At 63.9% G+C, this 22,350-nt stretch carries 16 protein-coding genes; 8 read left to right on the top strand and 8 right to left on the bottom strand.

What is annotated here, in order from left to right; genetic code table 11:
- Positions 1-11: 11 nt before the first annotated feature.
- Complete coding sequence (locus E4631_RS00735; RefSeq protein ID WP_133658194.1) at positions 12-731, top strand: GAF domain-containing protein; 720 nt, start codon at positions 12-14, stop codon at positions 729-731.
- Positions 732-814: 83 nt separating this feature from the next.
- Here the strand turns inward: E4631_RS00735 and E4631_RS00730 are convergent, their stop codons facing one another.
- Positions 815-1,702 (bottom strand): DNA/RNA non-specific endonuclease, encoded by an 888-nt coding sequence (locus tag E4631_RS00730; protein ID WP_133658193.1) that lies wholly within the window; start codon positions 1,700-1,702, stop codon positions 815-817.
- Between the two features lie 213 nt (positions 1,703-1,915).
- Between E4631_RS00730 and E4631_RS00725 the strand changes: the two genes are divergently transcribed.
- The 3 genes from E4631_RS00725 (at position 1,916) to E4631_RS00715 (ending at position 5,083) form a co-directional block, all read left to right on the top strand.
- The gene (locus tag E4631_RS00725; RefSeq protein ID WP_133658192.1) at positions 1,916-2,932 is read left to right on the top strand and encodes an NAD(P)/FAD-dependent oxidoreductase; all 1,017 of its coding nucleotides are present in this window, start codon (positions 1,916-1,918) and stop codon (positions 2,930-2,932) included.
- A 76-nt stretch (positions 2,933-3,008) separates the two neighbouring features.
- A complete protein-coding gene (locus E4631_RS00720; protein ID WP_133658191.1) occupies positions 3,009-3,329 on the top strand; it encodes a 2Fe-2S iron-sulfur cluster-binding protein in 321 nt (106 codons plus the stop codon).
- A gap of 272 nt (positions 3,330-3,601) precedes the next feature.
- Positions 3,602-5,083: a glycoside hydrolase family 28 protein gene (locus E4631_RS00715; RefSeq protein ID WP_133658190.1), complete on the top strand. Its 1,482-nt coding sequence runs from the start codon at positions 3,602-3,604 to the stop codon at positions 5,081-5,083.
- Between the two features lie 236 nt (positions 5,084-5,319).
- On the opposite strand, the gene E4631_RS00710 is transcribed toward E4631_RS00715, so the two are convergent.
- Both E4631_RS00710 and E4631_RS00705 read right to left on the bottom strand, forming a co-directional pair.
- Positions 5,320-5,985, bottom strand: coding sequence for a hypothetical protein (locus tag E4631_RS00710; RefSeq protein ID WP_133658189.1), 666 nt, complete (start codon positions 5,983-5,985; stop codon positions 5,320-5,322).
- A gap of 184 nt (positions 5,986-6,169) precedes the next feature.
- Positions 6,170-12,364, bottom strand: a complete 6,195-nt coding sequence (locus E4631_RS00705; RefSeq protein ID WP_166648131.1) for an alpha-2-macroglobulin — start codon at positions 12,362-12,364, stop codon at positions 6,170-6,172.
- Positions 12,365-12,596: 232 nt separating this feature from the next.
- Between E4631_RS00705 and E4631_RS00700 the strand changes: the two genes are divergently transcribed.
- Positions 12,597-13,103, top strand: coding sequence for a GNAT family N-acetyltransferase (locus E4631_RS00700; RefSeq protein WP_133658187.1), 507 nt, complete (start codon positions 12,597-12,599; stop codon positions 13,101-13,103).
- A gap of 95 nt (positions 13,104-13,198) precedes the next feature.
- On the opposite strand, the gene E4631_RS00695 is transcribed toward E4631_RS00700, so the two are convergent.
- The 5 genes from E4631_RS00695 to purH form a co-directional block, all read right to left on the bottom strand.
- A complete protein-coding gene (locus E4631_RS00695; RefSeq protein WP_240734565.1) occupies positions 13,199-13,726 on the bottom strand; it encodes a hypothetical protein in 528 nt (175 codons plus the stop codon).
- Complete coding sequence (gene mreC, locus E4631_RS00690; protein WP_240734563.1) at positions 13,723-14,760, bottom strand: rod shape-determining protein MreC; 1,038 nt, start codon at positions 14,758-14,760, stop codon at positions 13,723-13,725. The genes E4631_RS00695 and mreC overlap by 4 nt, the downstream gene beginning before the upstream one ends.
- Positions 14,761-14,868: 108 nt before the next feature.
- A complete protein-coding gene (locus E4631_RS00685) occupies positions 14,869-15,894 on the bottom strand; it encodes a rod shape-determining protein (RefSeq protein ID WP_133658186.1) in 1,026 nt (341 codons plus the stop codon).
- Positions 15,895-16,030: 136 nt separating this feature from the next.
- Positions 16,031-17,626: a Na+/H+ antiporter gene (locus E4631_RS00680; RefSeq protein ID WP_133658185.1), complete on the bottom strand. Its 1,596-nt coding sequence runs from the start codon at positions 17,624-17,626 to the stop codon at positions 16,031-16,033.
- Between the two features lie 167 nt (positions 17,627-17,793).
- On the bottom strand, positions 17,794-19,359 hold the full coding sequence (gene purH, locus E4631_RS00675) for a bifunctional phosphoribosylaminoimidazolecarboxamide formyltransferase/IMP cyclohydrolase (RefSeq protein ID WP_133658184.1): 1,566 nt from the start codon (positions 19,357-19,359) through the stop codon (positions 17,794-17,796).
- Between the two features lie 234 nt (positions 19,360-19,593).
- On the opposite strand from purH, the gene E4631_RS00670 reads away from it, so the two are divergent.
- The 3 genes from E4631_RS00670 (at position 19,594) to E4631_RS00660 (ending at position 22,276) form a co-directional block, all read left to right on the top strand.
- Positions 19,594-20,883 (top strand): acyl-CoA dehydrogenase family protein, encoded by a 1,290-nt coding sequence (locus tag E4631_RS00670; protein ID WP_133658183.1) that lies wholly within the window; start codon positions 19,594-19,596, stop codon positions 20,881-20,883.
- Between the two features lie 62 nt (positions 20,884-20,945).
- A complete protein-coding gene (locus tag E4631_RS00665) occupies positions 20,946-21,689 on the top strand; it encodes a PIG-L deacetylase family protein (RefSeq protein WP_133658182.1) in 744 nt (247 codons plus the stop codon).
- Entirely contained in the window at positions 21,686-22,276 is a 591-nt protein-coding gene (locus E4631_RS00660; protein WP_133658181.1) for a class I SAM-dependent methyltransferase, read from the top strand. The genes E4631_RS00665 and E4631_RS00660 overlap by 4 nt, the downstream gene beginning before the upstream one ends.
- Positions 22,277-22,350: the final 74 nt, after the last annotated feature.

Here is a 22,350-nt window from a genome sequence, read left to right as displayed (position 1 = left end):
CGCTACATCTTATGGAAAACCTTAATCCTAAGCTCGTTCCCCTAACAGAAGGACTGCGCCTGCAAGCCCTAAGGCCCTACCAGCTTTTCAATACCATGCGCGATGAGACGTTTACGGAGCTTGTGCGCCTGGCCGCCAAGCTTTTTAACGTGCCCATCGGCATCATTGCGTTTGTGGAGGATGAGGACGTGCGCTTCGGCCTCAACTATGGCCTCGACCCTACGATGGACCGCGTGAACCGCTGGGAAACCCTGTGCTCGATGGCCATGCTGCACGAAGAAACCAGCGTGTTTGAAAACCTGAAGGAGCAGCCCTGCGACCTCATTAACCCCGGCCTGGTGCAGCGCCTCAACCTGGGCTTTTATGCCGGCAGCGCCCTGCGCACTCAGGAAGGCTATCCGGTGGGCGTACTCTGCGTAATTGACCACAAGCCCCGCACGTTCAGCCCCGCCGAGGCCGACCTGCTGGAACGCCTGGCCGTAGTGGTGATGAGCCTGCTTGACCTGCGCCTGCAGCTGCTGCAAGAGCCTACCTGGAACCAACAGCTGTGGGCCAGTATCTACGACCGCATCGAGTCGTCGGTGACGCGCCTCGAAACCCTGGCCAGCTTGGCCAGCTGGGAAGAAACCACCGACAGCGAGGCAGCCATGGCCTACAGCCAATCGACGCAGGAAGAGATTTTGCGGGTCATTGCCGTGCTCACCGAGCAGATTCAGGCGCTGCAAGCGTAGCCCTACCCCTCGATTTTGGGCCTATGCACAAGCGCCTCCGGCCAGCTTGGCCGGGGGCGCTTGTGCGTAGCGAGGCGCCGGCTTTAATTGGTGGGGCCGGTATCGGTTTTCCCCTCGATAGAAGCCTGAATAGTGGTTGAAACGGCCGACAGCAGGTCGTAGCCCGTGGCCGCCTCAATGGCGTTGACGGTAGTGCGGTAGCTGCCCCAGGTCGTGCTTATCGAGTTGCTATTGGGCATATTGACGGCGATAACGCGGGTGCTGGCCGTGATGCGGCTCGCATCGGTGGCGCCCACGGGCAGCACCACTACCACCTTCCAGCAGTTGCTGGGCACCGTGATGCGGCCCTGGTCGATGGTGGTGGCGGTGCCGTTGCTGCCGGTGCCACCCTTGCCGTAGCTACCCGCGATGACGTAGAGCTCATTGCCGGCGCTCACGAGGGTGCGGCAGTAGTTTTCGAGGCCGGCCCAGGTTTGCTGGTTATTGGTGGGGGCTTGGGGCATCATGTTGCTCATCAGGAAGGTAGCCGTGTTGTCGGCCACCGAGCCGGTGCGGTCGGCGCTGGGGCAGTTGTGGCCCCGGTCAAAGCCCGAGCCGCTGTAGCTGGTGCTGCCCACGTGGTACCAGCTGCTGGGCAGGCTGGCGTCGGCGGCAAAATTGTCTTGGCGGGCGGCGCTGCCCAGCCAGGCGCTGCTCAGGTGCCAGCTCACCCAGTTGGGCTTGCCCTGGTCGCGGTTGTACGACAGGGTGTACTGCGACTTGACCAGCAGGTAGTTATTAGGGTAATTGGTGGCGTCGGTGGCGGCGCCGCTGGGGTTACCCAGGGCCAGGTTGGCATCGCGGGTGGCCGTAGCGTCGGCGTAGCTGCTGGTACTGGGGGTAGGGGCAGTTTGCTGGCCTAGCGGCGAGCAGGCCGCCGCCAGGGCCAGCAGCAAGGTGCTGCTTCCGAGGCGGAAGTAGTTGACTTTCATCGGTACGCGAAGTGGAAAAGGGGAAATTGAGCAGAAAAGTAGTGAACAACCAACTTGCAAATATCTTTTCTTTCAGAATCTTATCAGTTACCCAAATGTTAATTCTTTGTGCGGCGGTCCTTACCCCCACCGCGGGCCCGGCCCGGCGCAGCCACCCCGGCGAGCCTGCCGTATCTTTGTACTCATTCTAAATATTAACGCTTACCCTCCTGAATGTCTGCTGTAATTTCCACTGATATCTGCATCATCGGGGCTGGCCCGGTGGGGCTGTTCGCTGTTTTTGAAGCCGGTTTGCTCAAGCTGCGCTGCCACGTGGTCGATGCCCTGCCCCAGCCGGGCGGGCAGCTGTCCGAGATTTATCCGAAAAAGCCGATTTACGACATCCCCGGCTATCCCGAAATTTTGGCCGGCGACCTCATCACGAATCTGATGAAGCAAATTGAGCCCTTCCACCCCACCTTCACGCTGGGCGAGCGCGTGGAGCGCTTTGCTAAGCTCGACGACGGCTCGTTTCAGCTCTACACCACCGACGGCACCGAGGTGCAGTGCAAGGCCGTGGCCATTGCCGGCGGCCTGGGCTCGTTTGAGCCGCGCAAGCCGGCCGTCGAGAATCTGGAGCGCTTTGAGGGGGGTAAGGGCGTGCACTACATGGTACGCGACCCCGAGCACTTCCGCGACAAGAAAATCGTGATTGCCGGCGGCGGCGACTCGGCCCTCGACTGGACCAACTTTCTGGCCAACGTGGCTTCGGAGGTGACGCTCGTGCACCGCGGCACCACCTTCCGCGGCGCCGCCGACTCGGCCGAAAAAGTCAAGAACCTGCACGAAGCCGGCAAAATCAAGCTCGTGCTCAGCTCCAACGTGACGCACCTGCACGGCAACGGCCACTTGCAGGAAGTGACCATTACGGGCAATAACGGCGAGGCCGAAACCGTGCCGCTCGATGCCTTTGTGCCCCTCTTCGGCCTCACGCCCAAGCTCGGCCCCATCGGCGACTGGAACCTCGACCTCACCGACGACGCCATCGTGGTGAACACCGAGGACTACAGCACCTCGCTGCCCGGCGTGTACGCCATCGGCGACATCAACACGTATCCCGGCAAGCTCAAGCTCATCCTCTGCGGCTTCCACGAGGCCGCGCTTATGTGCCAGGGCGCGTTCAAGTACATCTACCCCGACAAAAAATACACGCTCAAGTACACCACCGTCAACGGGGCACCATCTATGTAGGTGAGTTGGTGAACTGGTGAGTGGTGAGTTTTTATTCGCCCGCACTCACCAGTTCACCAACTCACCAGTTCACCTTATGGAAGATATCCGCATCTACGTGGAAGAGGCGCCCGGCCAGCGGCGCGAAATCGTGGGCCCCACCGATATGGGCCTAAGCCTGATGGAGCTGCTCAAGGCCAGCGACTACCCCATTCAGGCTACTTGTGGCGGCATGGCGCTGTGTGCTACCTGCCACGTCGAGATTTTGGCCGGCCCGCCCCTGCCCGAGCCCAGCGACGACGAGTGGGCCATGCTCGACACGCTGCCCGTGCTGCACGAAACCAGCCGCCTGAGCTGCCAGATTCGCCTCGCCCCCAACCTCGACGGACTGGTAGTGCGCGTGGCCGACCCGGCGTAGCTTGCAAGTGTAGTAAGAACGTCATGCAGAGCGCAGCGAAGCATCTCGCCCGCGTCGTTGTGGTAGTAACCTAACGGCACGGGCGAGATGCTTCGTTGCGCTCTGCATTACATTATTTTTTGTTTATTGCCAGCACGAGTACTCAAACGTCTTAACTGACACAAAAACCCAGCACCCTGCGCGCTGTCATAGTCCGCAATCGTTGCCAGCAGAATGGCCCAGCAATTGTACCGTGCTTAGTAGCTGACATTGTTGCTTTTGCTGGTTTTTTTATGAAATTACTCCCTCTGCTGCTGCTGGCTACTGCCCCGGCCCTGGCCCAGACGCCGGCCCACGACGTAGCCTGGTACACCCAGCACGCGCCGTTTGCCATGCCGGCCGTGCCCGACCCGGTTATTCCGGCGCATTCGGTGTCGTTGAAGGACTTAGGGGGGGTAGGCGACGGCAAAACGCTGAACACGGCGGCCTTTGCCCAGGCCATCGCGGCGTGCGCGGCGGCGGGCGGCGGCCACGTAGTAGTGCCGGCCGGCAAGTGGCTGACGGGTCCGATTGAGCTGAAAAGCAACATTGACCTGCACACCGAGGCCGGTGCCATCGTCATTTTCACCCCCGACCACACCCAGTATCCGCTGCAAGCGGCCGGCAAGGGCCAGTATGAGGTAACGCCACCCATCTGGGGCAATAAGCTGCACGATGTGGCCATTACCGGGCCGGGCATATTCGACGGCTCGGGCGAGACGTGGCGGCCCCTGAAGAAGTCGAAAGTACCGGCCGCCGAGTGGGACCGCGTGGTGCGCTCGGGCGGCGTGCTCAGCGCCGACGGCAAAATCTGGTGGCCCAGCCGTGAGGCGCTGGGCGGCGAGGCGCTGGTCAAAAAGCTCAAGAACAAGCCCGACGCCACCGAGGCCGACTACCTGCCCGCCCGCGACTACCTGCGGCCCAAGATGGTCGTCATCACCAATACCAAGAACCTATTGCTCGACGGCCCGACGTTCCGCAACTCGCCCATGTTCGTGGTGAACCCCAAGGGCATTACGAACCTGGTTATTCGCAACGTGCAGGTGCACAACGACTACTCGGCCCAGAATGGCGATGGCATCGACATCAGCGCCAGCCACAACGTGGTCATTTACCACTGCACCGTGAGCGCTGGCGACGACGGCATCTGCATGAAATCGAGCGGCGACCGCGCCCCCGACGACCCGGCCCTCACCAACGTGCTCATCGCCGACTGCACCGTGCTACAGGGCCACGGCGGCTTCGTGATTGGCAGCAACACCGACGGCGGCATGCGCAACATTTGGGTCACCGACTGCCGCTTCGTGGGCACCGACATTGGGGTGCGCGTGAAGAGCAACGCCGGCCGCGGTGGCCTGGTGCGCGACATCTACGTCGATAACATCGTCATGAATAACATTCTGCACGAGGCGGTGCTCTTCGACACGTCCTACGAAGACGTGCCCGCTGGCAAGGCAAAAGGCAGCGGCCTGCCCACGGCCGCCACCAAGGTGCCCGATTTTCAGCAGTTTTACCTCAAGAATATCACCTGCAAAGGCGCCGAAACGGCCATGTACTTCCAGGGCTTGCCCGAGCAGCCGGTGCACGACATTCACTTCGACAACGTGACGATAACCGCCACCAAAGGGGTAGTGGCCGGCGACATTCGCAACATCGAGTTCAAGAACGTGCAGCTGAATACCCAGCAGCAGCCCGCCATCCCGCCGGCCGCCGCCAAGGATATTAAGGTGCTGTAAGGGTTGACTTAGCATCGTTTGTCCTTGCGAGCGCAGCGCGGCAATCGCATTAGAACAGAGTCGTTCGGGTGTCGTTGATGGTGCGATTGCCGCGCTGCGCTCGCAAGGACAACCGACTTCCATAACTCATACAACTCCTTACACGCTGCTCGCTTCTACCAATTCTTACCCCCCCTATAAAACGCAAAGAGGCCCGGCAGTGCTGCCGGGCCTCTTCTGCTTTTGCGCTACTTGCCTTAGCGGCGGCTTTTGTGCTTGGTAGTTGCCGACTTAGTCTTGGCTTTGGTTTTGACTTTCTTTTCGGCCGTGTGGTGCACCGATTTTTTGGAGTTGGCCTTGCTGATTTTGTGCGAAGCGGTTTTCTTGGTGCTGTGGTGGCTGCTGGCCTTTTCAGCGGTGTGGTGCGTGGCTTTGCTGCTGTGCGAAGAGGCTTTGGCATGGCTGGCTTTGCTCGACTTACTGGTCTTGCTCGACTTGCTGCTGTGCTTGGCGGCGCGGCGGGCTTCGGCGCGGCGCTCGGCACGGGCTTCGGCGGCGCGCTCATCGGCCCGCTCGATGGCCCGCAGGCGGGCGTGGCGGACGGCACGGCGGCTGGCGGCGCTGGCCTCGGCCGTGGCGGTAGCTACTTCCTCGGTGCGGGGGTCGGCGGCGGCTTCGCTGTAGCGCGAGAGGCCATCGGTTTCGGGGGAAGCCGTGGCCATCTGCTCGGCCGAGGCAGTAGGCTTCGACAGTTCGGCGGCTTTTTTGCGGCGCACCGGCATCAGGAAATCGCGTTCGGCGCGCTCGCGGGTACTCAGTTTTTCTTCGCCCGGCAGCTTGGTTACAACTTGTGGCTTTTCGGTTTGGGCCCAGGCCGCCGTAGTGCTCAGCGAGAGCGCGAATAGAACAACTAGCTTCCTCATCAATAATTTACCTAATAAGATTAGAGAAACAAAAATAGGTTATATACCCCGTCTGCACAAGCGGCACCGGTGGCCCGATTGGGTCTTTCGCGACGGCTACCCCCCTGTTAAGAAGGGGAAAGCCACCCGCAAACGTTCCCGTAGTTTTTCGTCTGCCGCCAGCTCATTTACCTATTCGGCCCCCTTACTGCGGCGCTATCACCAGCCGCTGCCCCGCCGAATTGGCCCCAAACTCGGGCGCGTACAGGCACTGCACCTGGCTTAGCCCACTCGAAAAATTACCGGCCTGGCTCGCCCGCAGCCGGTACTCAAACACGTGGGTGCCGCGCGGCACTTCGCTCAAAAAGAAGTGGGTAGCCGCGTCGCGCGGGCTCTCATAATAGCCCAGCCCGTTCTGATATTGATAGCCGCTCACCTGGTTAATCGGCTCCAGGCCGGCGGCGCGCTGGTCCTTGAGGTGCACGTATTCGAGGGCACGGTCGGTGCGCAGCACCAGGCGCACCACCAGCGCGTCGCCCACTTTCAGGGGGGTAGCGGGGCTGATTTTTTCGAGCTGCGGGCCGGCGGCGGTGCGGGTTTCGCGGTACAGCTGGCGCTCCAGGCTGAGGGGCGTGGCGGCGGGCGTCACCTGGTCGAGGTCTTCGAAGTACTGCCAATAGAGCGCGCCCCAGGCCGGGCCGGCGCTGGTTTTGGTGACGCTAACGCGTCCCTGGGCGGGCTGCACCGCGGCGGCGGGCCAGGTCTGCTTGTAGTAGCCGGTGCCGGCCTGGGTGGCTTCGGGCTGAATGCGCTGCCCGCCCACTTCCACCTGCAATGAGGGGGTAGGGCTTAGCCAGTCGGTGCCGCGCAGCAGCAGGGCGTAGCAGGCATCGGCGGTGGCGCGGGTGCTTTCCCAGCTGTGGGTTTGCTTCTGAGTGAGCAGCCAGAGCTTCATCTCATCCACCGATTTTTGGTCGTTTTTGATTTCGTCGAAGGCCTCGATGAGAGTGGCCTGGGTTTCGGTGGGCGCCTCGCGCCAGTAGTAGCCAGGGCGTACGTCTTTCCAATACATGCCCAAATCGGGCGAATGCAGGGCGTTTTCGGCCAGCGCCCGCACGATGGCCTGGGCAGCAGTCGCCTTGGCATTTTCGCGAAACAGGCTGAGGGCAATTTGCGCCTGCAAGTAGCGCGTGCGGCCGGCCCAGTACTGCGCGGCCTGGCCGCGGTAGTAGGCGGCGGCCGTTTTGGTGGCGGCCGCCACCGGCTGCTGCGGCCAGAAGCTGCGGGCGTACAGCGCCTGAATCTGCAGGTCGCCGAGGTGGTCGGCGGCCAGCTTCACGTTTTTTTGGCGGCGCAGGTCGGCGTAGTCGCGGGCCTGGGCAGCGTCGAGGTAGCGCAGGGCATTTTGCAGCAGGTCGCGGGCCGCATCGTCCTGGCCCGCGTCGAAGGCACCGAGCTTTTTGAGCTTGCCGAAACCAGCCACGATGAGCTGGGTGATGTAGCGGTCGGCGGGCATTTTCTCGAACCACGGGAAGGCGCCGTCGGGCAGCTGCATGCGTTGCAGCTTGGCCAGCGCAGCGGCGGTTTCGGCCGTCAGCCGCGCCTCGTCAAACAACGTGCTGAGGCGGGCCAGACGCTCGGCTTCGCCCTGGGCATCGCGCACCCAGGGCGTTTCCTGCAGCAGCAGGTTTTTGAGCTCCTGGTTTTGGGCCAGCTTGCTTGCGAGGGCATTTTGCTGGGCGGCAGTGCCGCTCGGGGCCTGGCGCGTCCACTCGGCCAGCACGGTTTTGAAGCGTGGGTTCGACCGTAAAATCTGGGCGGCCAGCAGGTTGGCGTAGAGTCGGCTGAAGGTTTGCTCGGCGCACTCGTAGGGGTACTCCATCAGGTAAGGCAGGCTCTGCACGGCGTACCAGGCGGGGTTGGCGGTCATTTCCAGCGTGAGCGAGTAGTTGCGCCGGGTGGGCGAGCTGGTGCTGGTCAGCTTCTTCAGCTCAAACTCGCGCGTGCCGGCCCCGGCGAGGGGTAGGGGCAGGCTTTCGGTAATCAGAATTTTATTGGGCAGCACGGGCAGGGTGTTTTCCTCGCCGTCGGAGTAGGCTACTGGGGCTTGGTTACCGGCTCCTGGCTCCTGGTTTTTGGGCACCTTATGCTTGCTCTTTTTACCTGATAACTGCTCACTGTCACCTACTAACTGACTTTGCGCTACTACCCGGTAGGTCACGGCCACTGGCGTAAAATCGGGGGGTAGGGCCAGCGCCCAGCCCAGGGCCTGGCTCTGGTGGGCGGCGGCGCTCACGGGCAGCTGGGCCGGGCCTTGGAGGAGCTGGGCCGTAATATCCTGGCCGGTAGCGGCGTCGAGCAGGAAGAGCTGGGCGGTGCCGCTGGTGGCGTGGTCGGTGAGGTTGGAGAACTTGGCGGGGAAGGTGAACGCGTCGCCCGGCCGCAGAAAGCGCGGGGCGTTGGGCGTTATCTGGATTTCTTTTTGGGTGACGAGCTGGCGGGCGAGTTGGCCGCTGTGCAGGCTGCGGTCGTGGGCCAGGGCCAGCAGCTGCCAGCGCGTCACGGCCTCGGGCATCTGAAATTCGAGCACCACGTCGCCGTTCTTGTCGGTGCGCAGGGCCGGCTGCCAGAAAGCCGTTTCGCGGAAATCGGTGCGGGTAGGGACGAGGGTGAGGTCGGGAGCCGGGGCATTCGGCTTGGCAATCGTGCTTACTGCCCCGGTTATGTCGGAGCGCCTTTGAGTGCCGTAGCCGACCGTTACTACTTCGTTCAAAGCCTTTGAATCAGCCATTCCCATTGGGGCAGGTGCTGCGGCAGAACTAATCCCTCGAATTCTTATTACCGGGCCGTTGCCCGGAGCATTGCGCTGCACCTGCACACCCGCAATTCGCCCTCTCAGCCTGTCTTCCACTGAAATGCCCCATGTATTCAACCACGGATAGTCTAGTGCTGTATTCGCGGCGGCGTTAGCTAGCTGGTCAACTTCATTGGAGCGCACCACCCCAAACGGCGCCTGCCACGCAAACCGCATTGCGTAATAGTTATAGCCAACATTAAGTCGTTGAAAACTATGCGGCCGAAACACGTCCAAACTCTGGTCATAGAGCGTGGCCAGCAACTCGGCATCGGCGGTTTTTCCATTGGCCTGGCGGATGGTGACGCGCCAGGTTTCCTTTTGGCCGGGCGCTAGCTTGTCGCGGAAAGTGGCGAGGGACAGCGTCAGCGGCTGGGGCTTCTCGGCCACTTGCACGGTAGCGTCGTGGCGGTAGAGGTGGCCGGCGCGCACCTGCGTGGTGTGCACGTAAAGCGGGCCGCGGGCGTCGGCGGGGCCGCTGGCCAGGGTAAGGCGGCGCTGCTCGCCGGCCCTCAGGGTCAGCCACTCGTGGCGCAATAGCTGGCCGCCGCGCTCCGTTTCGAGCAGGATGCGGGCATCGGCCTCGCTGCTGCCCAGCAGCACGGTGGCGGGCTGGCCGGGGGCCACGCTGTCGGCCAGCGCCACGAACCAGTCGGGCGTGGCGTAGGGCACGGTGGCGGCCTTAGAGTCGTAGAGCGTGAAATCGAGCTGCGCCCGCGCCGAGTCGGCCCCGGCAGCCAGGGCTTCGAGGCGGTAGCGGCCGGTGGGCAGGGCGGCCAGCGCGGCGCCCAGGTCGAGCACAGGGCTGGCGTGCGTGTCGAAGGCGAGCGTTTGGAGCAGCTCGGCCGGGGCCTCGTTGTCGTCGGTTTGGGGGGTAGGGCCGGGCACGCCGGGCGGGTTGGGGCGGTAGCGACGGGCCAGCAGGCGCAGCGTGCCGGTGGCGGGCAGCGGCTCGCCGGTGGCGTTGGTGCTTAGCAGCCGGAAGGGGGGTAGGGCCTGCTTATCTACTTGGGCGGGGCCGGTGAGCTGGAGGCTAAGCGGGTTGCGGCCGATGGGCACGTTGCGGGTACCGGTGCGGGTTTCGCCGGCCGCGTCGGTCACGTCGGCAGTTATTTCGAATAAAAAGCCGGGCTCCCAGCGGCCCCGGCCCGGCTGCTTCGGCGCCAGCGGCGGCGTGAAGGTGATAGCGAAGCGACCCTCGGCATCGGTGGTGGTGGTGCCGTGGGCAATTTCCTGGCTGCCGCCGCGCGGGCCGGGCCGGAAGCGGCCACCCCTCCCCCCCCCCGCATAGTCAAACAACGGCCACAGCTCACGGCGCGTAATGTGGTAGCGCACGCGGGCCCCGTCGGTGGCCTGGCCGGCGTAGGCGCGGGCGCGGCCGGTGAGGGTTAACAGCTGGCCTAGCTGCGGCCGGCCGGGCACCGAATCGAGCGTCACCAGGAAGGTCGGCCGCTTGTAGTCTTCCACCGCGAAGCTCAGGCTGCCGTCGTCGGTTTGCAGCTGCATCTCGCCGTTGAGCAGGCCGGTAGGCAGCACCAGCGAACCGTGAAACGAGCCAAAGTCTGAGGTGGTGAAGGGCAGCGTTTGCACGGTCTGACCGTTCACGTCGAGCAGGCGCACGCTCACCGGCTGGCCAGTAAGCAGACTGGCCTTTTCGCCCAGGCTTTGGGTCAGAATGCCTTTGAAATACACCGTCTGCCCCGGCCGGTAAATGGCGCGGTCAGTGAACAGAAACGTGCGTCGCTGGGGTTGCTCGGCTTGGTTATTACGGCCGGGAAAGTAGTAGTTGTTGATGGTTGTCAGCAGCGTATCCCTACCCTGCCACGAGCGCACGCTTTGCAGTCGCTCATTCCCAAGTGCCTCAGTAGCTTGGTTTGGGCCAGGAATTTCGACCTCGCCCGTTGCGCCAGTGGGCAATACCTCACCCAGGCGGCGGTCGTCGCGCTGCTTAGTGCGGTTATACACGTTGAACGTGGCCTGGTTCTGCACCCCGGCCAGCGGCGCGCCCGTTTGGTGGTCGAGCAGCAGCAGCGAGGTAGTGCCGTTGGCCGGGTTGGTACGGTGTACGGCGCTTAGCTGGCTGGCACCCACCATAGCGTAGGCCGTCACCGTGCCCGCCGCCGTATCGGTCGAGAGTTGGGCCTTATTGCTGACCAAAACCAGGTAGTAGCCCACCGGTAGCGCGGCCCCGGCGGCGGCCAGCTTTTGCTCTTGGTAATCGAGCGGATGTGCGGGCACCGGCACCAGCCAGGTGGCGGCCGGCGCAGCCTTCAGGGCGCGGGCGAAGCGCTTGGCCAGCGGCCGATTTTGGGGGTCGTAACCCGCGCCCTGCTCCCACTCACGCAGCGTGATGCGGTAGGCCCAGGCGTGCAATTCGGTCACGTTGCGCGCCGTCAGGTCGAGGCGCCAGGGCTGGCCGGGCACCACCACATCGGCGGCGGTAAAGGCCACTTCGGGCCGCTCGATTTCGGCGCGCAGCTGCCGCGCCCGCGCCGCGCCGCGCGACTTCGGGAACCGGGCTTCGGCCTCGTGGGTGAGGGCCACGGCGGCCACGTTGTCGCCAGCGTCGCGCCGGGCCTGCGCCCGCTGGGCGATGAACTCGGTGCTGAGGGGTAGGGCCTGGTAAGTGACGGCCATCCGGGCCAGGGCCGGCTCCACCAGCGCAGCTAGGTCGGTATTCTGGACGAGGCCGCGCAGGTAGTCGAGGCGCTGCAAGTCCACGTCGGCCAGGGCGGTGGGGTTGCCGGCGGCCAGGCGGCCGGCCGTGAGGCGCTGCAACAGCCGCAGCCCCAGCAGCAGGCCGTTGAGCGAGTCGGCGGCCGGGGCTGTCAGCTTGAGCGCGGCAAATTCCTGTGCGCTGCCCAAAAGATTAGGGTCGGTGGGCTGCCACTGCTGCTCGGGCTTGGTGATGTACAGCTCCTGGTTTTGCAGGCCCGCGATGGCGCGCTGGGCCAGCAGGTCATACAGCGTGGGGCGCCGGGCGCGGCCCTCGGCATCGCCGCCGGTGGCCAGTTCGTCGAGCTGGGCCAGGGTGGTTTTGAGCTGGCGCTGGGGGTCGTCGGTTACCGAGGCTTGGTAGTGCCGCACGATGGCTGTAGCCAGCCGGCCGGCATCCCAGGTGGCGAGGCCGGTGCCCGCGTCGGCCCCGGCCGAGGGGGTAGGGCCGGTAGTGGGCGCGGCGCCGTTGGTGCGCTGGTAGAGCTGGTAGCGGTGCTGGTTGTAATACTCGGCATACAGCCCGCCCAGCAGCGAGTGCAGAATGGGCCGGGCCGGGAAACCGGCTATTTTCAGGTCGTTTTCGAGTAGCGCAATGCCTTTTTCGTCGGCGTCATTTTCCTTGTTTTCGAGCAGCCTAATTTTGTAGAGCAGCGCCCGCACGTAGGCCGGGGCGTTGTTCTCGCGCCGGGCCTGCTGATATATTTTCTCCACCAACGGCGCGGCAGTGGCGGTTTGCTCCTTGGCCAGCAGGGCGTCAATCTTCTTCCACTGCGCCGCGAAGGGGGTAGGCGACCCCGGCGCGGCCGAATCGGCGAGAAAAGTGGTCATTAAAAAGCAGCAGAAAAGGAGGAAGTAGCGCATGAGCAGGGGGCCAAACGGCCGGGGTTACTACCCCAAAGATGCCAGAACTACGCCAAGTGCACAGGCCGGCCGGCAAAAACCACTACCACCCAAGCCCAATTCCTTGATAAGCAACAAGCTGAGCAATCTTCCCCGGCCCGTATGCGCCCGACCCAAACGCGCCGCGGTGCGTTGCTGCTCAACCTGATACTTTTGCTTCATGCCTACCCCCACTTTCACCCTTGAGCCGCTGCTACCCGCCCACTGGCCAGCGGTGCGCGCCATCTACGAGGCCGGCATGGCTACCGGCCAGGCCACCTTCACCACCGAAGCCCCGAGCTGGGAGGCCTGGGACGCCGGCCACCTGGCGCACTGCCGCCTGGTGGCCATGGCGCCCGACGGAGCGGTGCTGGGCTGGGCGGCGCTCTCGCCCGTGTCTGGCCGCTGCGTGTACGCGGGCGTGGCCGAGGTGAGCATTTACATCGCGGCCGAGGCGCGCGGGCGGGGCGTGGGCCGGCAGCTGCTGGCGGCGCTGGTAGCCGCGTCGGAACAGCACGGGCTGTGGATGCTGCAAGCCGGCATTTTCCCCGAAAACGCGGCCAGCCTGGCGCTGCACGCAGGCCAGGGCTTTCGCACGGTGGGCCGGCGCGAACGTATCGGGCAGCTGCGCGGCCAGTGGCACGATACGCTGCTGCTGGAGCGCCGCAGCGCAGTAGTGGGCGCGTAGCAGGCAGCAGCGCGAACTTTGTAGTTCGCGTCCTGGCGCCGTTCAAACGGTTTTAACGGCGCCAAGACGCGAACTACAAGGTCCGCGCTACTGCGTTAGCTGCGCTTGCGCCGCACCGGAAAGAACAGGAGCTGCACAATCAGCAGCGCTATGGTCGTGAAGAGAATACTCACCCCTACCCTGCCCAGCGTGAGCAACGGGTGCTGAAACGAGCCCAGCTCCAAGAAGAAATATAGCACGTGGTGCAGGCTCACTAAGATGAGCATGTAGACCATAAACCATTGCCAGCCCATCTGATGCACGTTCACGGTATCCTGGGCATCGTAGCCGTCGCGCGGGGTGAGCAGGCGCAGCACCCAGGGGCGCAGGTAGGCCAGCAGCACGGCCGCCGCCGCGTGCAGCCCGCCGGTATCGTAGCTGATGTCCATGGCCAGGCCAATGGCGAAGCCCAGCAGCAGCTGCACCGCAATGGGCGTGCGCAGCGGCAAAAACAGCACGAAGCCCAGGTACAAAAAGCACCAGCCCAGCCCAAACAGCGACAATTGCCCCACAATAAGCACCTGCACGCCCGCATACAGCCCGAAGCGCAGCAGCTGGCGCAGTAGTTCGCCCAGTATACTCATCGGGTGGGGCGGGTGATTTTAAGCGGTTTAGCCGGGGTAGGCTCGGGGGCCGTAATCGCGGTTTCGAGCGAGTCACGCTCGGTGCGGGGGCGGTTGTGCACCACGTACACGTAGGTGAGGCGGCTAAAGTCGACGGCCAGCCGCAGCTTCACGGTCCAGAAATTCTTATCCGGCTCCTTCACAAACGACTCCACGGTGCCCACCAGCACGCCCTCCGGAAACACGGCGTTGTAGCCCGACGTCACCACCGAGTCGCCCACCACCAGGCGGTTCTGGCGCGGAATGTAGTCGAGCAGCGCGTGGCTGTAGTCGTCGCCGGGCCATTTCACGCTGCCAAAGGTACCGTCGCGCTTTATTTTGGCCGCCACCGCCATCTTCGAGTGCAGCAGCGAAAACACCGTGGCGTAGTGCGCGCTCACCGATTTTACCTGGCCCACCACGCCGGTGGCGCTCATCACACCCAGGCCGGGCTGCACGCCATCGGCCTCGCCTACGTTCAGGGTCAAGTAGTTATCTACGGCTCGTAGCGAGTTGTTGAGCACCCGAGCCGGCACCAGGGGGTAGGCGGCATCGCGGGTGGCCAGCCGCGCACCCGCCAGCAGCAGCGTATCGGGGCGGGCCAGGGCGCTAGGCAGCTTGCCCTTGGCGGCGGGGGTAGGGGCAGCCAGGCCGGGCCCGACCGCCAGCGCCACGCTGGGGTCAGGCCGCAGGTGGCGGTAAATGACGTGGCCCAGCGTGTCGCGGCCCACGGGCAGCGAGTCGGCCTCGCGCCGGGTAAAATCGGGGGGGTAGAGCTGCTGGCGTAGCTTGGCATTGTCGGCCAGCAATTGCCGGTTCAGCTCATCGAGCTTGAAATAATCGGTCACCTGGGTGCGCCGCGCCAGCACCGTACCCGCGTAGGCATTGGCCGAGTTGAAAAACGCCGCCCGCTGGTACGAGCTATTGGTAATGAATAGGAACAGGCTCACCACCTCCAGCAGCACAAAGAGCATCACCCCTTGGTAGCGCAGCAGAAACGCAATGAGATTACGCACGGTGTTGAGTTATGAGTTAAAAGTTATGAGTTATGAGTTAAAAGCAAGCGCTAGCCGGCGACGCCTGACTAGCTCATAACTCTTAACTCATAACTCATAACTTCTTGACTACGTCAAGAGTACGCCCCGGTAGGCCTGAATGTCCTTAATGGCCTTGCCGGTGCCGCGCACCACGGCGCGTAGCGGGTCTTCGGCAATGTGGATGGGCAGCTTGGTTTTGGCGGCCAGGCGCTTGTCGAGGCCGCGCAGCAGCGCGCCGCCGCCGGTGAGGTGAATGCCGTTCTCGTAGATGTCGGCCGACAGCTCGGGCGGGCTGATTTCCAGCGCCTTGAGCACGGCTTCCTCAATCTTGGCAACCGATTTATCGAGGGCAATGGCGATTTCCGACGACGTAACTTTTATCACTTTCGGGATACCCGTCATCAGGTCGCGGCCGCGCACCTCGTAGTCGGGCGGCGTCACGTCGAGCTCGGTGAGGGCTGCGCCCACCTCGATTTTAATGCGCTCGGCCGAGCGCTCGCCGATGAGCAGGTTGTGCTGCCGGCGCATGTAGTCCAGGATATCCTGGTTGAACACGTCGCCCGCCGTCTTAATCGACTGGTCGCACACGATGCCCGAAAGGGCGATAACCGCAATCTCGGTAGTGCCGCCCCCGATATCGATAATCATTGAGCCCACGGGCTGCTCCACATCAATGCCGATACCAATGGCGGCGGCCATCGGCTCCTGAATCATCCACACTTCCTTGGCGCCGGCGTGCTCGGCCGAGTCACGCACGGCGCGCTTCTCCACCTCCGTAATGCCGCTCGGAATGCAGATTACCATGCGGTGCGAGGGCTGAAACAGCCGCTTGCGCGTGTCGATGAGCCGGATGAGGCCCTTTATCATTTCCTCGGCGGCGTGGAAATCGGCAATAACCCCGTCCTTCAGCGGCCGGATAGTCTTGATGTTATCGTGCGTCTTCTCGTGCATCTGCTGGGCCTTTGTGCCCACCGCGATGACTTTATTGGTAGTCCGGTCCTTGGCAATAATGCTCGGCTCGTCCACCACAATCTTATCATTGTGAATGATTAACGTATTGGCAGTGCCCAGGTCAATGGCAATGTCGCTGGTCAAAAAATTGAAGAACCCCATTTAAATAGCTCCGCGCGGAATAAGTAGCGTTAGCAAGAAACAAAGGTACGATAGAACCCAGTGGAGAAAAGTAGTGATAGTAATGAGCGTAGTTGAAGTGATGAGCGGCTTATCACGCCAACTACGCTCATTGCTATCACTGCGCCTTGTCCAGGGCCAGGCGACCTTCTTCCAAGTCCAACTCGTTTTCGAGCTTGCGTAGTACTTCTTCGCTGGTGCTTTGCTCGCGCCGCAGCTGGTCGAGCACGCCGCGCTCGTAGTGAATAATGACCTCTTGCAGCTTTTGGAAGGGGGTAAGGGCCAACTCAGGCAGGGCCTCGCCGGGCGAGTTTTCGCGGTAGCGCAGGCGCTCCAGGCGCTTGCTGTAGCGGTGCTGCATTCGGGTCAGAATTTCGGCCGGGGCCTGGTCGGCGGCGGCGGGGCTGGCCAGGTAGTCAATGGTTTGGCTGGTCAGGCGCAGGCGCAACTCCAGCTCTTCGTGCTCGGCCTGGTCGTCGGCCTCAATCCCCAGCCAGCCAATAAGTGGCCGCAAGGTGAGGCCCTGCACCAGTATTGAAATCAGAATAACAATAAAAGTGAGCAGCAAAATGGGGTTGCGCTGCGGAAAGCCTGCGCCCGTGGGCATGGCCAGCGGTATGGCCAGCGCGGCGGCCAGCGACAGCACCCCCCGCATGCCGCCCCAGCCAATAAGCGTGACTTCGCGCGCCGAAAGCTGCTGCTGCCTGGAGTGGCCAACGGCCGCCAGCTTGCGCAGCAACGAGGAAGTGGGGTACACCCACAGCATGCGCGCTCCCAGCACCGCCAGGCTGATGAGCACGCCGTAGCCCAGCAGCGGCCAGCGCAGGTCGGGCGCTACCCCCGCCACAATGGCCGGCAACTGCAAGCCTATCAATATAAATACCAGGCCATTGAGCAGAAACGACAGCGTATCCCAGACGGCGGCCGACTGCAAGCGGCCCTCGTGGGTGAAGATGCGGGCCGAGAATTGGCTCATGAGTAGGGCCGCCGCCACCACGGCCAGCACGCCCGAGCCGCCCGCCGTTTCGGCCAGCAGGTAGGCCGCGTAGGGCGTGAGCAGGCCCAGGCTGGTATCGACGGTGACGCTAGTGCGCGAGAGGCGGTGCACCAGGTAAAATATGCCGCCCACCGCCAGCCCTACCCCCACGCCCGTGGCCGCCACCAGCACCAGCTGCCCGGCCGCCACGCCCAGCGCAAACTGCCCCGTGATTATCGCCGCCACCGCGTAGCGGTAGGCAATGAGGCCAGTGGCATCGTTCACCAGGCTTTCGCCTTCCAGAATGGCAATGATGCGCCGCGAGATGGGTAGACCCTTGGTGGCCACCGCGGCCGATACGGCATCGGTGGGCGCAATAATGGCCGCCAGCACAAAGGACGGCCCCCAGCCAAAACCAGGCAAAATGTAGTGCGCCACGGCCGCCACCAGCACCAGCGAAAACAATACGCAGCCTATAGCCAGCAGCCCAATCGGCCGAATCTCGCTCTTAAAAGCCGACCACGACAGCTGCCAGGCCGACGAGTACAGCAGCGGCGGCAGAAACACGAAAAACACCAGCTCTGGCGCCAGTGACACCGGCGGCAGGCCCGGCAACAGGCTCAGCGCCAGGCCCGCCAGCACCAGCAGCACGGGGTATGGAATGCGCAGCCGGTTGGCCACCTCGGCCAGCGCCGTGGTCACGGCCAGGAGGATAACGAGTAGTTCGATTTCGTGCATAGAACGGGGGGTAGGGATGGGCTAACGAAACCATTTATCATTGCGAGCGCAACGAAGTGGCGCGCGGCAATCGCACCGGAACGACTCGTTTGGGTATCGTTCCGGTGCAATTGCCGCGCGCCACTTCGTTGCGCTCGCAAGGACAAATGGGCACTCCTTATACGGCGCTAGTGCTTAAAGTGGCGCACGCCGGTCAGCACCATCGCCATACCCAGGCGGTCGCAGGCATCAATCGAGTCCTGGTCTTTGATGGAGCCGCCGGGCTGCACCACGGCGCGCACGCCGGCCGCGGCCGCAATTTCGACGCAGTCGGGAAAGGGGAAAAACGCGTCGGAAGCCATCACGGCGCCGTGCAGGTCGAAGCCGAAGCTAGCGGCCTTTTCGATGGCTTGGCGCAGGGCGTCTACGCGCGAGGTCTGGCCTACGCCCGAGGCCAGCAGCTGGCCGGCGCGAGCCAGTACAATGGTGTTGCTCTTGGTATGCTTGCAAATTTTGCCAGCAAACTCCAGGGCGGCCGTTTCGTCGGGGGTAGGGGCCGACTTGGTCACGGTGCGGAAGTCCGCGGCCGTCTCGGTAGTCAGGTCGGCATCCTGCTCAATTACGCCGTTGAGCAGGGTTTTGAAGAGTTTGGCAGGGAAGTTAACTGGCTTCTGCTTCAGCAAAATGCGGTTTTTCTTGCTCTGCAAAACGGGCAGCGCATCGGCCGCGAAGCTGGGCGCGATGAGCACTTCAAAGAACAGCTTGCTCAGCTCCTGCGCGGTGGCCAGGTCCACTTCCTGGTTCACGATAATAACGCCGCCGAAGGCCGAAACCGGGTCGCAGGCCAGGGCATTAACGTAGGCCGCGTGCAGGTCGGCGGCCTGGGCCACGCCGCAAGCGTTGGTGTGCTTGAGGATGGCCACGGCCGGCGGCCCGCCCGCAAACTCGCGCATGAGCTGCACGGCCGCGTCCACGTCTACCAAATTATTATAGCTCAGCTGCTTGCCGTGCAGCTGGTCAAACAGCGCCGCGAGGTCGCCAATAAAGGCACCCGCCTGGTGCGGGTTTTCACCATAGCGGAGCGGAGTTCTAACGGAAGTGCCAGCGCTATTCTCCACATTAACGCTAAAGGAAGTTTTCGTCCACGAAGCCGTTTCGGTGCCTTGGCGCACGTATTTCTGAATCTCGGTATCGTAGTGGCTGGTGGTGGCGAAGGCGGCAGCGGCGTAGCGGCGGCGGTCATCGTAGCTGGGGCTGCCATTCGTTTCTTCGAGTAGCTGAGTCACGGCCTCGTACTGGTCGCGCGAGCTGACCACGAGCACGTCGCGGTAGTTTTTGGCGGCGGCACGCAGCAGCGCAATGCCGCCGATGTCGATTTTCTCAATCACCTCTTCTTCGGGGGCGCCGCTGGCCACGGTTTCCTCAAACGGGTACAAATCGACCACTACCAAATCAATGGGCGGAATACCGTGCTGCTCGGCTTGGGCCAGGTCGGCAGCCTCGTGGCGGCGGTGCAGAATACCGCCGAATACCTTAGGGTGCAGCGTTTTCACGCGGCCACCAAATACTTCGGGGAAGCCGGTGAGGTCTTCTACGGCAATTACCTCAGCACCTTGCTCTTCGAGAAATTTCTGGGTGCCACCCGTGGAGTAGAGCGTGACGCCCAGACGGCGCAGGGTGGCAACCAGCGGGGCCAGCCGGTCTTTGTGGTACACGGAAAGCAGGGCGGCGCGAATGGGGCGAGCGGCGGACATTGGCAGGGAAAGTTTGGGGGGTAAAATGCTGTGCGGAGCGCAAATACTGCCTCCCCCCTACCCGGCCAACCGCGGTAAGGGCTTGGCGCCGCAAAGGTAGTCCCGCTAACCGGGGCAGCCGGACCCGAAAACCAGAAAAACTGAAAACAGCCGCCCGGCCCCCGGCCGGCAACTACCAGGCCTGGTTTGGAGTTATGGTATCTTAATCGTCTGCTCACGCACGCGCCCTTTTAAATGACTGAATTCACGCCCGCCACCGCCCCGCCTATCCCCCCACCGCTGCCCGACGCCGCCGCGCCTACCCCCGCCACGCCCGCCAGCGTGGTAGTGGCGGCGGCGCAGCTGGCTCCGCGCCTGCTGGCCCAGGCCGCGGCCACCGACACCATCGGCGGCTTTCCGGCCCAGGAGATGACGTGGCTGCGCGAGGCGGGCCTGCTCACGGCTGCCCTATCCCCCAGCATGGGCGGCGCGGGCCTGGGCGAGCCGGCCGCCGCGCTGGCGCTGCTGCAGGCACTCTACCATATCGGGCGCGGCAACCTGGCGGTGGGCCGGCTCTGGGAAGGCCACGTGAATGCTTTACTGTTAGTACGTTGCTTCGGTACCGCAGCCCAGATAGCCCGCGCCGCCGCCGACGCCCGCGCCGGCCACGTCTTCGGCGTTTGGAACACCGAAAACCCAGCCGAGGGCGTGCACCTAGAGCCACTGCCGGCCGCGCCGGGCCACTACCGCCTGCGCGGGGCCAAGACGTTTGCTTCGGGCTCGGGCCACATCACGCGGCCGGTGCTGACCGGCATGCTGGTCGCGCCGCCCGCGCCCGCCGTGCGCCGCGACCAGGGACCTAGCCCGCTACCCGTGCCCGCCCCTACCCCCCTGCTCACCGGCTGGCAGCTGGTGCTGCTGCGCGCCGACGAGCAGCCGCCGGTGCTGGACCGCAGCTTTTGGCGCCCCTTGGGCATGCGGGCCACGGCCAGCTTCCGGGCCGATTTCACGGGCCTTGAAATTGGGACGGAGGACCTCATTGGCCAGCCTAACGACTACTACCGCGCCCCGTGGTTTGGGGGCGGGGCGGCGCGCTTCGCGGCCGTGCAGCTGGGCGGGGCTGCGGCTGTGCTTGACGAAACCCGCCGCTTCCTGCGCCGCCTGGGCCGCACCGACGACCCCTACCAGCGCCAGCGCCTGGGCGAAATGCTGCTGCTGCACGAAGCCGGCCAGCGCTGGCTGCGCGGCGCCGCCGAGCACGCCGCCCTACCCCCCACCCCAGCCGAGATGCCGCCGCCCGCCCGCCTCGAAGCCCTGGCGGCCTACGTTAACGCGCTGCGCACCACCACCGAAGACATTTGCCTGCAAACCCTGCGCCTGGCCGAGCGTAGTGTAGGCGCGCGCGGCCTGCTCCAGCCCGAGCCCTTCGAGCGCCTGCACCGCGACCTCACCCACTACCTACGCCAGCCCGCCCCCGACGCTGCCCAGGCCGACATCGGCCGCTTCGCCCTGGCCTCGGACAAGCCAACTTACCAGCTGTGGTAGGGGTAGGGGTTTTTAGAATTAATAATTTTTCAAGGACTGTTTTAGCTGACTGATTACCCGGCATGTCCGATTTACTTTTCGCCTCTTACCCCCTGCGGCCGGCCAGCTACGCGGCCACGCTGGGGCGCACCGTTATCGTTATTCCGCACCCCGACGATGAGGCCCTGGGCTGCGGCGGCTTAGTGGCCCTGCTGCGCCAGGCGGGCCAGCCAGTAGCCGCCGCGCTGGTGAGCGATGGCACCATGTCGCACCCGCACTCGCAGGAGTTTTCGCCCGCCGCCCGCCGCGAGCTGCGCTACGCCGAGCTGCGCCACGCGCTGGCCGTGCTGGATGCCGACGAAACCGACGTGCTCTACCTGGGCCTGCCCGATAGCCAGGTGCCCAGCAACGGCCCCGCCTTTGAAGCCGCTGCCGACCAGCTGTCAGCCTTCATCACGGTGCAACAAGCCGACACCGTGCTGGTGCCCTGGCGGCGCGACCCGCACCCCGACCACCGCGCCAGCAGCCTGCTCACGGCCGCCGCCCTGGGCCGGCTCCCTACCCCCCCGCGCCGCCTCGAATACGTGGTGTGGGCCTGGGAGCGCGCCGCGCCCGCCGACCTGCCCCAGCCTGGTGAAGGCACCGGTTTTCGGCTCGATATAAGCAGCGTGCTGGCTCAAAAGCAGCGCGCCATTGCGGCCCACCGCTCGCAGCTGGCGCCCGGCACCATCACCGACGACCCGAGCGGCTTTTTGCTATCGGAAGCTATGCTGGCGCATTTTGCTCAACCCACCGAAGTGTTCATCGAAGCCTCCCTACCCCTATGAACTCCAACCAACCTAACACGCTTGACCCCAACTACTTCGACGACGTATACCGGGCCAATGAAGACCCCTGGGCCTTCGCCAGTAGCCCCTACGAACGCACGAAATACGCCGACACGCTAGCCGCCTTGCCCAAATCGCGCTACGAGCGGGCCTTCGAGATTGGCTGCTCCATTGGCGTGCTCACGGCGCAATTAGCCACGCGCTGCGGCCAACTGCTGAGCGTGGATGTGAGCGAGGCCGCCCTGTCGCAGGCGCGGCAGCGCTGCGCTCAATTGCCGCAGGTTACGCTGCAAAAACTGCACGTGCCCAACGAGTTTCCAGAAGGTCAATTCGACCTGATACTGCTCTCGGAAGTGGGTTACTACTGGTCGCCCGCCGACCTGGCCCGCGCCGCCGACCTTATGCTGGCCGCCCTACCCCCCGGCGCGCAGCTGCTGCTGGTGCACTGGACGCCCGTAGTGCCCGACTACCCCCAGACCGGCGACGAAGTGCACGATTTTTTCCTGCAAAAGACTGACGTGCTCAAGCACCTGCACGGCCACCGCGCCGACAAGTACCGGCTCGATTTATTTGAGAAGGTAACTTAAGCAGGTGGCGCTGAGCGAATCAAGCGCGGAATGACGTGCTAAAATCTCCTACCCCCACCATGCGCCGTGGCAGC

Origin of the sequence: Hymenobacter sp. UV11, from assembly GCF_004684095.1 — a bacterium.
Taxonomy (GTDB): Bacteria; Bacteroidota; Bacteroidia; order Cytophagales; family Hymenobacteraceae; genus Hymenobacter.
Note: the sequence above shows the minus strand (reverse complement) of the source record. Positions and strands in the feature narration are given on the sequence as shown.